The 13543-nt window shown below is 68.3% G+C and carries 17 protein-coding genes; 7 read left to right on the top strand and 10 right to left on the bottom strand.

The genetic code is table 11. The features are described 5' to 3' along the window. The first annotated feature begins 26 nt into the window (after positions 1-26). The 3 genes from ACFXHE_RS17655 (at position 27) to ACFXHE_RS17645 (ending at position 2376) form a co-directional block, all read left to right on the top strand. Positions 27-530: an EXLDI protein gene (locus tag ACFXHE_RS17655; protein WP_379384247.1), complete on the top strand. Its 504-nt coding sequence runs from the start codon at positions 27-29 to the stop codon at positions 528-530. 119 nt (positions 531-649) lie between these two features. Further along, positions 650-1609, top strand: a complete 960-nt coding sequence (locus ACFXHE_RS17650) for an ATP-binding cassette domain-containing protein (protein ID WP_379384246.1) — start codon at positions 650-652, stop codon at positions 1607-1609. Then, positions 1606-2376 carry an ABC transporter permease gene (locus ACFXHE_RS17645; protein WP_379384244.1) on the top strand — a complete coding sequence of 257 codons (771 nt, stop codon included), beginning with the start codon at positions 1606-1608 and terminating at the stop codon, positions 2374-2376. The genes ACFXHE_RS17650 and ACFXHE_RS17645 overlap by 4 nt, the downstream gene beginning before the upstream one ends. 51 nt (positions 2377-2427) lie before the next feature. Here ACFXHE_RS17645 and ACFXHE_RS17640 read toward each other — a convergent pair whose 3' ends face one another. Genes ACFXHE_RS17640 through ACFXHE_RS17630 form a run of 3 tightly spaced genes read right to left on the bottom strand, consistent with a single transcriptional unit; the run spans position 2428 to position 4304 of the window. Beyond that, complete coding sequence (locus ACFXHE_RS17640) at positions 2428-3144, bottom strand: anti-sigma factor family protein (protein WP_379384242.1); 717 nt, start codon at positions 3142-3144, stop codon at positions 2428-2430. Continuing rightward, positions 3141-3647 carry a sigma-70 family RNA polymerase sigma factor gene (locus ACFXHE_RS17635; RefSeq protein ID WP_379384240.1) on the bottom strand — a complete coding sequence of 169 codons (507 nt, stop codon included), beginning with the start codon at positions 3645-3647 and terminating at the stop codon, positions 3141-3143. Before ACFXHE_RS17635 ends, ACFXHE_RS17640 begins: the two co-directional genes overlap by 4 nt. A gap of 42 nt (positions 3648-3689) precedes the next feature. Beyond that, complete coding sequence (locus ACFXHE_RS17630; RefSeq protein WP_379384239.1) at positions 3690-4304, bottom strand: YqgE/AlgH family protein; 615 nt, start codon at positions 4302-4304, stop codon at positions 3690-3692. Positions 4305-4429: 125 nt separating this feature from the next. On the opposite strand from ACFXHE_RS17630, the gene ACFXHE_RS17625 reads away from it, so the two are divergent. Next, positions 4430-5191 carry a lysophospholipid acyltransferase family protein gene (locus ACFXHE_RS17625; RefSeq protein ID WP_379384237.1) on the top strand — a complete coding sequence of 254 codons (762 nt, stop codon included), beginning with the start codon at positions 4430-4432 and terminating at the stop codon, positions 5189-5191. Between the two features lie 85 nt (positions 5192-5276). Here the strand turns inward: ACFXHE_RS17625 and ACFXHE_RS17620 are convergent, their stop codons facing one another. Next, positions 5277-5600, bottom strand: coding sequence for a GNAT family N-acetyltransferase (locus tag ACFXHE_RS17620; protein ID WP_379384235.1), 324 nt, complete (start codon positions 5598-5600; stop codon positions 5277-5279). Positions 5601-5698: 98 nt separating this feature from the next. Here ACFXHE_RS17620 and ACFXHE_RS17615 point away from each other — a divergent pair, with 98 nt between their 5' ends. Next, positions 5699-6814, top strand: coding sequence for a glycerate kinase (locus tag ACFXHE_RS17615; RefSeq protein WP_379384233.1), 1116 nt, complete (start codon positions 5699-5701; stop codon positions 6812-6814). On the opposite strand, the gene ACFXHE_RS17610 is transcribed toward ACFXHE_RS17615, so the two are convergent. After that, complete coding sequence (locus ACFXHE_RS17610; RefSeq protein ID WP_379384231.1) at positions 6811-7167, bottom strand: winged helix-turn-helix transcriptional regulator; 357 nt, start codon at positions 7165-7167, stop codon at positions 6811-6813. The genes ACFXHE_RS17615 and ACFXHE_RS17610 overlap by 4 nt on opposite strands. A 138-nt stretch (positions 7168-7305) precedes the next feature. Here ACFXHE_RS17610 and ACFXHE_RS17605 point away from each other — a divergent pair, with 138 nt between their 5' ends. Further along, positions 7306-8187 carry an NAD(P)-dependent oxidoreductase gene (locus ACFXHE_RS17605; protein ID WP_379384230.1) on the top strand — a complete coding sequence of 294 codons (882 nt, stop codon included), beginning with the start codon at positions 7306-7308 and terminating at the stop codon, positions 8185-8187. 12 nt (positions 8188-8199) lie between these two features. On the opposite strand, the gene ACFXHE_RS17600 is transcribed toward ACFXHE_RS17605, so the two are convergent. The 5 genes from ACFXHE_RS17600 to ACFXHE_RS17580 form a co-directional block, all read right to left on the bottom strand. Continuing rightward, positions 8200-8403 carry a helix-turn-helix transcriptional regulator gene (locus ACFXHE_RS17600; protein WP_379384741.1) on the bottom strand — a complete coding sequence of 68 codons (204 nt, stop codon included), beginning with the start codon at positions 8401-8403 and terminating at the stop codon, positions 8200-8202. 25 nt (positions 8404-8428) lie between these two features. Further along, on the bottom strand, positions 8429-9280 hold the full coding sequence (locus ACFXHE_RS17595) for an ABC transporter permease (protein ID WP_379384229.1): 852 nt from the start codon (positions 9278-9280) through the stop codon (positions 8429-8431). Beyond that, entirely contained in the window at positions 9277-10203 is a 927-nt protein-coding gene (locus tag ACFXHE_RS17590) for an ABC transporter ATP-binding protein (RefSeq protein ID WP_379384227.1), read from the bottom strand. The genes ACFXHE_RS17595 and ACFXHE_RS17590 overlap by 4 nt, the downstream gene beginning before the upstream one ends. Positions 10204-10443: 240 nt before the next feature. Further along, positions 10444-10896 carry a type II 3-dehydroquinate dehydratase gene (aroQ, locus tag ACFXHE_RS17585; protein ID WP_379384226.1) on the bottom strand — a complete coding sequence of 151 codons (453 nt, stop codon included), beginning with the start codon at positions 10894-10896 and terminating at the stop codon, positions 10444-10446. Positions 10897-10908: 12 nt separating this feature from the next. Then, positions 10909-11514 (bottom strand): hypothetical protein, encoded by a 606-nt coding sequence (locus tag ACFXHE_RS17580; RefSeq protein WP_379384225.1) that lies wholly within the window; start codon positions 11512-11514, stop codon positions 10909-10911. Between the two features lie 338 nt (positions 11515-11852). Here ACFXHE_RS17580 and ACFXHE_RS17575 point away from each other — a divergent pair, with 338 nt between their 5' ends. Next, complete coding sequence (locus ACFXHE_RS17575; RefSeq protein ID WP_379384223.1) at positions 11853-13529, top strand: NTF2-like N-terminal transpeptidase domain-containing protein; 1677 nt, start codon at positions 11853-11855, stop codon at positions 13527-13529. Positions 13530-13543: the final 14 nt, after the last annotated feature.

Genomic DNA, 13543 nt, shown 5'->3' with positions numbered 1-13543 from the left:
TGTATACGTCTACGTATAGTTGGTGCATGCCGAACAAGACGATTTACGTATCCGATGATGACCTGAAGCTGTTTCAGCGCGCGCAGGAGCTGGTGGGGGGCAATCTGTCGGGCGCGATCGTGACGGCACTGCGGCGCTTCATCGAGCTCGAGGAGGGCCGGCAACAGGGCTACGACGAGGTGGTCCTGAAGGTGGGCAAGGACGGTACCCGGCAGGTCCGGTTCTCCGGCACCCTGCTCACCCACTGGCACCAGATGGCCAACGAGCGCATCGAGGACATCCGGGTGTACCGCACCCGCAAAGGCGCGTATGCGGTGCACAGTCACTTCTCCAACTGGTCGGAGTTTCCGACCGACACCAATTGGCGCCAGTGGCGTCGCTTCCTCGGTCTGGGCGAACAGGATTGGGGCGATTTCACCCTCGAGGTCTACGACACCATCCAGGACCTGGAGGGCAAGATTCCCGATCGCCTCTACGCCCGCGTCGTGGACGCCACCGAGCACTCGCAGGTCGAGGACCTCGATATCTGATCGAAAAACCCTGTAGCACAACTGAATAGCTGACCCAAAACAACTTTGATCGCAAGCCTCGGCGGTCACGGCCTGGATGACCTATGCATTCATGCCTATCTATTGATGAGAGGGGAGACATGTACAACGACCCTGCACCGGCAGCCATCACGGTCACCGGCCTCTGCAAATCCTTCGGTGAGCACATCGTGCTCGACCGCATCGACTTCACCGTCCCGGAGGGCAGCGTCTTCTCGCTGCTCGGCCCCAATGGCGCGGGCAAGACCACCACGGTCGAGATCCTGTCCACCCTGAAACGCGCCGATGGCGGCGAGATCAGTGTCGGCGGTTTCGATCCCGCCACCCAGCCCGACGGCGTGCGCTCGATCATCGGGGTCACCGGCCAGTTCTCGGCCGTGGACGAACTGCTCACCGGCCGCGAGAACCTCATACTCATGGGCGACCTGCACCACCTGCCGCGCACCGAAAGCCGCAGGCTGGCAGCGGAACTGCTGGCCACCTTCGATCTGGAGGAGGCCGCCGACAAGATCGCCTCGAGCTACTCCGGCGGCATGACCCGCCGCCTGGACCTGGCCATGACCCTGGTCGGCGATCCGCGCATCATCTTCCTCGACGAGCCCACCGTGGGCCTGGATCCGCGCAGCCGCCGTGGCATGTGGGACATCATCCGCGACCTCACCGCGCGGGGCGTCACCATCTTCCTCACCACCCAGTACCTGGAAGAGGCCGACCAGCTGGCCGACCGCATCGCCGTGCTGCACCAGGGGCAACTGGTCGCCCAGGGCACCGCCGATCAGCTCAAGCGCATGGTGCCCGGCGGCTACATCCGCCTGGACTTCGGCGACCGGGCCGAATTCGAATCCGCCGCACGGCTTTTCGGTGATGCCGCGCGGGTCAACGGTGACCTCACGCTGGCCGTTCCGAGTGACGGCGCGGTGCGCTCGGTCCGCGAGGTGATCGACCGCCTCGACGCGGCCCGGGTGGAACCCGCGGGCCTGTCCGTGCACACCCCCGACCTCGACGACGTCTTCCTGGCCCTCACCGGCGGCCACGCTCCCGAGAAGGAGACCTCCAAATGACGACTCTGACCACGTCGTTCGCCGACTCGAAGACCATGCTGCGCCGGAACCTGGTGCACGCCAAGCGGTATCCGGGCATGACCTTCTCCCTGATCATCATGCCGGTGTTCCTGCTGCTGCTGTTCAACTACGTGTTCGGCGGTGCGCTGAAGTCGGCCACCGGCGGCCGGTACATCGACTACCTGACGCCCGGCATGATGCTCATCATCCCGGCGTACATGGTCGCGGGCGTCGCGGTCGGCATGGCCACCGATATGACCAAGGGCATCATCAATCGCTTTCGCACCATGCACTTCTCGCACGCCTCGGTGCTCACCGGGCAGGTGGTCGGCACCCTGATCCAGGGCATGCTGGGCGTGGTCGCCATGACGCTGATGGCCGTGGCCATCGGCTTCCGGCCGCACGCCGGCGTGGTGGAATGGCTGGCGGCCCTCGGACTCATCGGCCTGACCGTCTTCGCGCTGAACTGGCTCGGCGTCGGCTTCGGCCTGATCGCCCAGACCCCGGAGAGCGCGTCCAATATGCCCATGCCGATTCTTTTCCTGCCCTTCCTGGGCAGTGGCCTGGTGCCGACCGACACCATGCCGGCCGGTGTGAAGCAGTTCGCCGAGTATCAGCCCTTCACCCCGATCACCGAGACCCTGCGCGGGCTGCTGATGGGCGGGCCGATCGGGCACAACGGCATCCTGGCCATCGGCTGGTGCGTGGTGATCGGCGTGTTCGGATACTTCTGGTCCACCACGACCTTCCGGCGCAAGACCCGGTAGTCACGGTGCCGGGCGGCGCGCTCCCAGGCGGGGCGCGCCGTTCGCGCGTGGTCAGATACCCGCTGCCAGCAGGATTTTCCCGGATCCGTTGCGGATCTCGATCGTCTTCAACTGTTCCGGCGACACCGAGGTGGTGCCGTCCGGAGTCAGCGTCTGGCCCGGCTTGACCGTCCACTCGGCGAGCTTGGACTGCACGCCGTCGTTGCGGGTCACCCACAGCGACAGCGTCCACACGTACTCCTCGTCCGAGGGCGGGTACTGGCACCACATGTCCACCCGGGTCTGGCCGTTGATCGACATCACCTTGAAGGTGGCCAGGATCGGGGTGTCGGTCTGCGGCTTCAGCGGACCCTGCGCCACCACCTGCTGCACGAAGGACGGGCCCTCGTGGTGGGCCACGGTGGCGGTCACCGGAATCGCGATGGTCACCGCGGCGGCCGCCGCCGCCACTGCTCCGCCGATCGCTTCCCATCGCCCCCGGCGCCGCCGTCTGGCGGTCCGCGCCGCCAGGGCCGGCAGCAACCGCTCGGGCGGCGGCGGCACGGTGGAGGGCGGATCGTCCTGCGCCGCAATCGACAACGCGGTTTCGGCATCCACCATGGCCAGCAGGCCGGGTAGACCGGCCAGTTTCGACACGGCCGCGCGGCAGGACTCACATCCGGTCAGATGCTCCTCGTACTCGCGGCGGTCGTCCCGGGCGAGAGCGCCGAGCACATACGCGCCGTCCCAGGTGGTGTAGCCATTGCACAGTTCATGGCCCTCGGTCATCTCGTCACCCCCATTTCCTGCAACACCAATCGCAATGCCCGCATGCCGTAGTGCATCCGAGACTTGACCGTGCCCTCCGGGATCTCCAGTTCCTCCGCGATCTGATGCGTGGACAGGCCCCGGTAGTAGGCACGGACGATGACGTCACGGTGATCGATGCTCAGCCGCGCCAGCGCATCCGCCACCAGCCACCCGTCCAGCGTCCGATCCGTCTTGTCCGGTTCGGGTACCTCCGGCGGGTGATCGGTGCGGAATTCGCGCCGGCTGCGTGCGCTGCGATGCTCGTCCACGGCCAGATTACGGGCGACCGTGAACAGCCAGGCCCGCGCCGAACTGGTGGACTGGTCCAGCACATTGGGCCGCTGCCAGGCGCGCAGCAGGGTCTCCTGCACGATGTCCTCGGCCCGGCCCGGATCCCCGACCAACCCGTAGGTGTACCGCCACAGCGCTGCCGCGTGCTCGTCGTACAGCGCGCGTAGCAGGGCCGCCTGGTCCTCCGGCATCGCTCACCTCCGCATCGATCACGACACAGATGTCCCGGCGGTTCAGTTGCGTTCGAGCTCGATGGGATGGGTGGCCAGCAGGGACAGCGGCAGCGGCTGGCGGCGCAGGACGTGGGCCCAGAGGTCGACGCGGCCCGCCAGCGGGTCGGTGGGCAGGGCGGACAGGACGATCCAATCGCCGCGATCCAGTTCGCCTTCCAGCTGCCCGAAGGTCCAGCCGGCGTAGCCCGCGAAGACCCGGATGCCCTCCACCAGACCCTCGATGCGGTCCGGATCGGAATCCAGGTCCACCAGGGCCACCCGGCCGTCCACCCGGCGCACGCCGGACAGCCCGGCGATGGACGCACCTACCTTGACGGTGGCCAGGCACAGCGCCGCATCGCGTTTCACCGGGCCCCCGATGTAGAGCGCGCGGGGGCCGGCGGCCAGCTCGGACCAGTTGGGGAGCACGTCGTGCAGGGCGGTGTCACTGGGCTTGTTGAGGACCACGCCCCAGGTGCCGCCGTCATTGTGTTCGAGGATGTAGACCACCGACCGCCGGAACGACGGCTCGGTCAGATCGGTCGCGGACACCAGCAGGGTCCCTGGTCGAACCACCTGGTCCTCATGCCGGAATTCGCGTCGAGAACGGTCACCGTGTTCCTCTGCGCGTGCCACTCAGCCATCATCGCACTGACACAGACCAATTGCGTTGCATAATTTGCCGCATATTCATTTGTGCCGCTGCGAGCCGCGGAAACCATGTCCGGCATACCTTGCGGTTCGTAGCTAGGGTGGGCGCTATGGAACGCCCCGAAGTCGTCCTCGAGAACAGCGACGCGGTCTACGACTTCTATCGTGACCACCAGCAGAACCTGCTGAAGGCGCGGGCGGCCTACTGGCTACTGGGTCGTCGTTATCGGCCCCGGGTGACCTACGCGGACGGAGCGCGGGACCGGCTGCGGGAGTTCATCTCCCAGCGGCGACCGCTGCTCATCGCGGTGAACCACCTCTCCCAGCTGGATCCTTACACCGTTGGCGCCGCGGCCTGGCGCAGCGCGCTGCGGCCGGTCATCGGGCACACCCGGGTACTGGCCAAGGACGAGCTGTTCACCGAGACCAAGCTGCGCGAGCGCATCGACATGATGGGCGGCATCCCGGTGTTCCGGGGCAAGGACCACGGCCTGCGCGCGGTGAACGCGGCCGGGCAGCGCATGATCGACATCTGCGCCGAGCGCATGGCGCGCGGTGACGGGGTGGCGGTGTTCCCGGAGGGCACCTGCAACGACGTGGACCCCACCCAGGTGCAGACGGTCGGAACCGGCATCGGGCACATTGCCTTCCGGGCCAGGAAGCTCGGGGCGGAACCGGTGCTGGTGAGCCTGGGTCTGAGTTACGGCCCGCGGCTGGATCCCAGGGTGGAACCCACCAAGGAGGAGGCCCGCTCGGCCAGCTTCTATTTCGGCATGCCGGTGGCGGAGCTGCCCACCAAACCCGCCGAGATCACGCGGGTGGTGCGCGAAGAACTGCAGAACGCGCTGGACGGTGCGGTCAAGGCGTACTGACCGGCGGTGCCGTCGAGGAGTACCGACCGGCGGTGCCGTCGAGGAGTACCGACCGGCGGTGCCGTCGAGGAGTACCGACCGGCGGTCACTGCTGGGGCAGGCCGAGCCTTTCCCGCGACCAGTGCGGCACCAAAGCCAGGTACTCGGGCCGGGATTCGACGAAGTGGTGCACCATCGGGCACAGCGGCAGGATCCCGAACCCGTCGGCGCGGGTCTGGTCGAGCGCGCCCTGCACGATCTTGCGCCCGTACCCCAGGCCCTCGAACTGCGGGTAGACCTCGGTGTGCACGAAGGCCCGCTCGTTGGCGGTGTCCTGATAGGCCGCGACCCCGGCGAGGTATCCGTCGACGTACAACTCGAACCGATCCAGTGCGGCGTTCTTGCGGACCTCGACCGACTCACTCGACATGGGTGCGACGTTAGTTGTCCCGTGACGGCTATTCGTCCCTTTGGCCGATCGGTGGCGTCCAGCGTGTCGCTTCCCACATCGGAGATCAAAATGTAGGGATGACGAACCCACCCCCGCGCCGGGTGCTGCTGGCCCCGGACAAGTTCAAGGGCTCCCTGAGCGCCACCCAGGTGGCGGACGCGCTGGCCGTGGGGATCACCCGCGCCGCCCCCGGCGCAGCGGTGCGGCGGACACCCGTCGCCGACGGCGGGGACGGGACGGTCGACGCCTTCGTGGCGGCAGGCTGGGAACGGGTGGAGGTCGAGAGCTACGGGCCGACGCTCGCGCCGGTGACCACCTCGTACGCGGTCCGCGGGCGGGTGGCCGTGGTGGAGCTGGCCGCGGTCAGCGGCCTCGCGGAACTCCCCGGCGGACAGCCCGATCCGCTGCACGCCAGCACCTACGGGGTGGGGGACGTGATCGGGGACGCGCTCGATCGGGGAGCGCGCGACATCGTGCTCGGGCTGGGCGGGAGCGCCTCGACCGACGGCGGGGCGGGCCTGCTGCAGGCGCTCGGACTGCGCATCCTCGACGCCGACGGGAACGAATTGCCCTGCGGCGGAGCGGCACTCGCGCGCGCGGTGCGGGTGGATCGCGACGATCTGCACCCCGGGCTGGCCGATGCGACGGTGACGCTGGCCAGCGATGTGGACAACCCGCTGCTCGGCGCGGATGGCGCGGCCGCGATCTACGCGCCGCAGAAGGGCGCGGATCCCGGGCAGGTCGCCACTCTCGAAGCGGCACTGAAGAATTGGGCCGCCGTGCTGGGCCCGGAATGGGCCGACAAACCGGGCGCGGGCGCGGCGGGCGGCACCGGTTTCGGGGCGCTGGCGGCGCTGGGCGCGCGGATGCGCTCGGGCATCGAGCTCGTTCTCGAACTGATCGATTTCCGGGCCCGGCTGGCGGACGCGGATCTGGTCGTCACCGGGGAAGGCTCGCTGGACACCCAGAGCTTGTCCGGCAAGGCCCCGATCGGGGTCTGTCGCGCGGCGCTGGCGGCGGGCGTCCCGGTGGTCGCGGTGGCGGGCCGGGTGCTGCTCACCGCGGAGCAGGTGCGGGAGGCCGGATTCGCCACCGCCTACGCATTGTCCGAGCTGGAGCCCGATCCGGCCCGCAGCATGGCGAACGCCGCCGCCCTGCTGGAACGGATCGGGGAGCGGATCGCGGAGTCCTAGGTGGCCGGGGTGAGCGCGCGGCCGGGAATCCGGTTCCGATTTCGGTCGCCCCACTCCTCCAGCGGCCGCAGCGCCGCGCTGAGTTCCCAGCCCAGCTCGGTGAGCGAATACTCCACGCGCGGCGGCACTTCCGGGTAGATCTCGCGGTGCACGATGCCGCTGGCCTCCAGCTGCCGCAGGTTCTCCGCGAGTACCTTCTCGCTGACACCGGTCAGCAGTCGCCGGATCTGCCCGAACCGCTGCGGTCCCTCGGCCAGCACCCACATCAGGTGCATCTTCCATTTGCCGCCGACCGCCTCGATGGCCACAGACATGCCGCACACCTCGTGATCCGCGTCACCGCCGGTACTCATCGCGCCCTCCTGACCAGATTTCGAACCTTGGGGTAAGCAACCCCACGCGCAGGTGCGGTCTTCCCGAGGCTACCGATCCCGGCCACCATCGATTCCGGCGCGCCAGTTCCGAACAGCCGAAATCGAAGGGGATACACCATGTCTGATCTGCGTCGATCGGTCACCGTCATCGGTCTGGGCCCGATGGGGCGGGCCATGGTCGCAGCGTTCCTGAAGGCCGGAGTCGAGGTCACGGTCTGGAACCGCAGTCCGGAGAAGGCCGACGCCATGGTCGAGCTCGGGGCCCGGCGGGCGGCCACGGTCGCCGAGGCGCTCGATGCCAATGCGGTGGCCGTGCTCAGCCTCACCCACTACGCCGCCATGTACGACGTGCTGGGTCCGGCCGCGGATCACCTGCGCGGCACGGTGATCGCCAATCTCTCCTCGGATTCGCCCGAGCAGGCCCGCCGGGGCGCGGCGTGGTTGCGGCAGCGCGGCGCCGAATTCCTTTCCGGCGGTGTGATGTCGGCGGGCGACAATATCGAACACCCGGCGTCCTACATCTTCTACAGCGGCCCGCGTGCGGTCTTCGACGCGCACGCCGAACTGTTGCGCCCGCTGAGCCCGCAGGAGTACCTGGGCCCGGATGACGGTCTGGCGCAGGTCTTCTACCAGGGCCTGCTCACCATCTTCCATCCCTGGCTGCTGGCCTTCGACCAGGCCACGGCCATGATCGCGCGCTCCGGCCACGACATCGCGCAGTTCGTGCCGTTCGCGGTGCGCTCCAACGCCGCCTTCCCGTACTTCATGGAGCAATTCTCGGTGGAGAACCAGAACGGCGGCTGGGCCGACGTGGCCGGACTGCGCATGATGGACGCGGGCGCGCAGCACATCATCGACGCCAGTGCGGAGGTCGGCGTCGATGCCACCCTCTCGCACACGGCGCAGGCGTTCTGGCGCCGGGCCGTCGCCGCCAGCGCGGCGGCGGGCCGGGCGGTGTCGACCTTCGAACTCATGGGCGCGGTCTCCGAGAACGCCTGAGCCGCACGGGAATCAGGCGGTCTCGGAGCCGATGCGAGGGAAGGGCGCGGTGGAGAAGATGAACTCCACCGGCACCTCGAAGTACTGCGCGAGCCGCAGCGCCAGATGCAGGCTCGGGCTGTATTCGCCGCGCTCCAGATAGCCGACGGTCTGGTAGTGCACGCCCAGCGCCTCGGCCAGCTGCCGGCGCGAGATGCCGCGCTCGGCGCGCAGCATCGCGATCCGGTTGTAGATGACCTCGCTAGTAGGCACGCGCCATGGCCCTCTCGCGACGGGCCGCCACCGCGGCCCCGGATTCGCGACGGGCCATGCGGCGCAACACGATCGGCGCGATCAGGATGCCCGCCACCGCCCAGGCGCCCAGCACCGCCACGGTTTCCGGGTGCCGCCACGAGTGCGTCAGCTCCACCATGGCCGCGCCGTCGGGCAGCATGGCCGAACGCATGCCCAGGCCCATCCAGTAGATGGGGAACGCCTGGGCAATGGCCTGCAGCCAGCCAGGCAGGCCGGTGAGGGGATAGAAGATTCCGGAGATCGCCACCAGACCCATGATGGGGAACGAGATGAAGCCGATGCTGCGCGGGCTGTCGAACGCCGAGCCCACGATCGCGCCCAGCGGCAGACAGGCCAGCAGGCCGAGCACCAGAATGCCGATCAGCGTGGCCCAGGCGCCCACGCTGTCCAGGCTCACCCCGCCGATGGTGAGCAGCCCGAACCCGAGGATCAGCGCCACCTGGACCACGGTGACGCCGGAGACCGCGACGATCTTGCCGATCAGGTAGCCCAGCATGCCGTTGGGGGTCGCCTTGGCGCGCAGCAGGGTACCGTCCTCGCGATCCATGGCCAGGCCCTGGGCGACGCCGAACATGCCGGTGAACGCCACCAGCATGCCGAGCACGCTGGGCAGCGCCAGCGCGCCCAGGCCGACGCCGCTGCCCTGGAAGTCGCCGTGGCGCATGAAGAACACCGCGATCATGGTGGCCACGGGCCAGAAGAACTGCGAGAAGATGTCCATCCCATTGGTGAGGGTCTGGATCAGCTCGATCCGGCCGCGCCGGAAACCGGCCCGCACCGCGACGGTCGTCGGATTCATCGGACCTCCTCCAGGCTGCGCAGGTCGGTGTCGCCCTGGCCGGATTCGAAGCGCTGCACCAGGGTCATGTAGGTGTCCTCGAGCGAGGCGCGCCGCACCTCCAGCTCCTCGACCGACTCGCCGAACTGCTGGAACAGCTCGTAGACGAACTTGGTGGACTCGGTGGTGGTGTGCACGAAGCGCTGCCCGTCCCGGGTCCATTTCACCTCGGCCTCACCGGCGATGCGCCGGGAGAGCTGATCGGCCGACCCGTCGGCGATGATGCGCCCGCCGGCCAGGATGAGGATGCGGTCGGCCAGCTTCTCCGCCTCGTCCAGGTCGTGGGTGGTGAGCAGGATGGTGGTGTGGTCGTCGTCGGCGAGCCGGTGCACCAGATCGTGGAATTCGCGGCGGGCCTGCGGATCGAAACCCGCGGTCGGCTCGTCCAGGAACAGCAGTTCCGGCCGGCCGACAATGCCGATGGCCACGTCCAGGCGGCGGCGCTGGCCGCCGGAGAGGGTCATCACCTTGGCGTCCGCGTGCTCGGCGAGGCCCACCGCGGCGATGAGTTCGTCTGTGTTCCAAGGCCGTTGGATGTCGGCCGTGGCGTAGGGCGCGTAGAACATGCCCAGGTAGTCCAGCAGTTCCCGCACCCGCCACTTGCCGTGATCGCGCCAGGACTGCAGCACCACGCCCAGCCGGGCCCGCCAGGCCTCGTCGCCGTGCGCCGGGTCCGCGCCGAGCACCTCGACCCGGCCCGCCGAGCGCATGCGGAAGCCCTCCAGGATCTCGATGGTGGTGGTCTTGCCCGCGCCGTTCGGGCCGAGCAACGTCAGCACCTCGCCGCGGTGGGCCTGGAAGCTGACGTCCTGCAGGACATCGCGGGTGCCGTAGCGCATCCGCAGGTTCTCGACGTCGAGTACGACGCCCTCACCGACCGACATGTCACCCCTCCGTAGTAGAAGCCGGATCGGATGTAGCATACCTACTACATTTTTGGGTGGACAAGCTATTTCTCGTGCACGAAAACGGGCCCGGCTCCAAGCGAGCCGGGCCCTCTTTCGTGAGGCGACAACTGATTTCGTGAGATGCGGGTAACTCGCCGGGTACGTCCAGAATCGGTTCGGCTCCCAACCGCCGGCACGCGTGCCCAACGGTGAACGGCCCTCGGCCGTGCGCCGAAGTTACGGGGAGGCGGGGGAGCGGCGGATCAAGAATTCGATCGCGGCCGCGTAACCCTGGATGCCCATCCCCGCGATCACCGCGGTGGCGATGGGGGAGATGTAGGAGTGATGCCGGAACTCCTCGCGGGCGTGCACATTGCTGATGTGCACCTCCACGATCGGCACCTCCGGAATCACCAGCGCGTCGCGCAGCGCCACCGAGGTGTGGGTGAACCCGCCCGGATTGATCACGATGCCCGCCTCCACCCCGTGCGCGGCGTGGATCCGGTCGATCAGCGCGCCTTCGTGATTGGACTGGAACGCCACGATCTCCCGGTCGAACCGCGCCGCGGTCTTGCGGCACAGCTCGACCACGTTGTCGAGGGTGTCGGCCCCGTACACCTCGGGCTGGCGGGTGCCGAGCATGTTCAGGTTCGGGCCGTTGAGCACCAGGATCGGACCGGAAGCAGCCATGCGCCCACTGTATTAGAGGCCGGTCGGTCCCTCCGTGCGCAGGTCGTCGACTTTGCGCATGGCCGTGCGCAATTCCGCGAGCCACTCCTCGGCGTGCTTGCCGGCCAGCTTGACCGTCCAGGCCAGCGCGTCGGAGCGGGAGCGGGCCACGCCGGCGTCGACGAGGGTGTCGAGCACCTTGCGCTCGGGCTGGCGCAACCGGGTCATGACCGGAACGGCCAGGTGGGTGAACATGATTCGCTCGCCGTCGACCAGCACGCCCCAGGCGACATTGCGGCCGTAGCGGGCCTGGGCCTCCTGGGCGATCTGCATGCGGGCGGGGCGGGTGGTCTCCCGGAAGCGGGCGATGATGCCCTCGCGGGTGGCCTGCGGGACGGTGGCCGGTGCCGCGCCCTCGGCGGGAGCGTCGTCGCCCGGGGCGGGTTCGACTGGGGGGAGGGGGAGTTCGCCGAGGACGACGATTTCGTCGCGATCGACTTCGAGGGTTGCTGGACCGGTGAACCAGTCGGCTGGCAATCTTCCAGCGAACCAGGCGGGAGCGTCCGAGGCGTCGGGAAGGTCGGCCTGCTGCCAGCCTCCGGTGCGCCCGAAACCGTGTCCACGATGTCCGTGTCTCATGATGGTCACACTCACTTACTGCAAGGAGTTGTAATACTGATTACAACGTTACGTCGTTTCAGCGGGAGTGGGTTCTGCTCTGGGAGAACGAGGTTCGGCGGCTTCGCCGAGGCCGGCCCGCAACGCTGTCACCAGTGAGAACCGAACGGTCTGCCGAGTCTCGAATACGCCAGGGGATGTAACCGACCGGTGATCATGTAAGTGGTCACTGCTGACCGATTTCGGCACTATGGTGGTGCTCGATGCAAATGCGCCTGGTGGGATGGTGAAGCCGTGGGCGTTCGCCGCGCGGTACCGTGGACCTGTTGCTGATGTGGCCAGAGTGAAGAGTGGGCGATATGGATGTGTGGGGATCCCGCCGCTTCCGGGTACGGGGTGCGATCGCACTCGCGGGTGTGGCAGCCGTCGCGATCGCGATGGGGTCATGTGGTTTTCGGGAGCGGTCGACGGGTGCGGAGGCGGTGGTCGAACGGTTCACCACGCTGATCGACAAGAAGGACTATGACGGGGCGTCGCGGCTGACCTCCTACCCGGCGGGTGCTTCGGCAACGCTGAAGCAAGTCTTCGAGGGACTCGACCCGGGTAAGCCCGACTACCACGTGACCCAGTTCACCGGACTGAACGGTACGACCGGACTCTTCTCCATGACCGGCGCCTGGAACTTCGGCGACAAGCGGGACTGGAAATACGACCTGCAGGGTACCGTGCGCAAACTCAGTGTGGGCTGGCGTATCTCGTGGGATCCGGCCATGGTCATGCCGCAGCTGGACGCCAAACGCAGCGCCAAGCTGGTGCGCACCTTCGCCACTCCTTCACCGCGGGTGAACGACATCGTCGGCCAGCCGCTCATGACCGAGCAGACCATCAATGTGGTCCAGCTGGACCCGGCCAAGATCACCGACCCGGTCGCCTCCACCAACGCGCTGGCCGCCGCCATCGCGCCGGTCGCGCCGCTCATCGACGGACCGTCGCTGATGCAGCAGCTCGCGGCCTCCCAGGGCAAACCCTTCGTCGCGGTCAACCTGCGCGACGGCGACTTCGCCATCCTCGAGCCGCGCATGGCCCCGATCCCGGGTGTGGTGCTGCTGAAGCAGCCCAAGCTCATCTCCGCGGACCGCCGGGTCTGGTCGCCCATGCTCGACGCGCTCACCAAGGTGTGGCAGGACGATCGCGACGCGCACTCCGGCTGGGGCGTGCAATTGTTCGAGCCCGACGGCAGTTTCGTCACCCAGCTGGCCGGCGAGCAGGGCCCGCCCGGGGCCGACATTCCGGCGACCATGGACCAGCGCCTGCAGCGTGCCGCCGAGGACGCTGCGGTGAGCACCGGCTCGCCCACCTCCATCGTGGCCATCCAGCCCTCCAGCGGGGCCCTGGTCGCGGTGGCGCAGAACAGTCAGGCCAGCGAGCACGGCAATATCGCCTTCACCGGGCAGTACCCGGTCGGCGGCATGATCGAGCTGTTCAAGAACGTCGCCGCGGTGACCAAACACAAAGCGCCGCAGGATGTCTCGGTCGGCGACGCGGCGGACGCGGCCAGCCTGCTCGGCATCGGCATCGACTTCAAGGTGCCCGGCCTCGACGAGACCACCGGCCGGCTGCCCACCGGCAAGAACGCCGCCGAGAACGTGGGCCGCGGCAATGCCGCCGACTCGTTGCTGGCCAGCCCGTGGGGCATGGCCATCGCGGCGGCCGCCATCGCCAAGGGGCAGGTGCCCAAGCCGATGATCACCATCGGCCAGCCCGCCACCACTGAGGCCGACCTGGCCGCTCTGCCCGGCGAGGCCACCGACCGGCTGCGCGGCATGCTGCACGACGGGGTCGGCGCGCCGGAGATGGCCAGCCTCAACAGGTATCGCGATGTGCAGGCCTACGGGGCCACCACCGGCAACAACGCCTGGCTCATCGCCACCATGGGAGACCTGGCCTTCGCCATCCACATCGACGATCCGGACAGCGGGGATCTCACCGCGCGTGTGGCGGCGCGCCTGCTGCAGTCGCTGGCCTCGCCCGACTAGCGAGAGCGCAGTAC

Origin of the sequence: Nocardia sp. NPDC059229 (assembly GCF_042754165.1) — a bacterium.
Taxonomy (GTDB): Bacteria; Actinomycetota; Actinomycetes; order Mycobacteriales; family Mycobacteriaceae; genus Nocardia.
The sequence above is the reverse complement of the archived record's forward strand: the minus strand, read 5'-3'. Positions and strand labels throughout refer to the sequence as shown.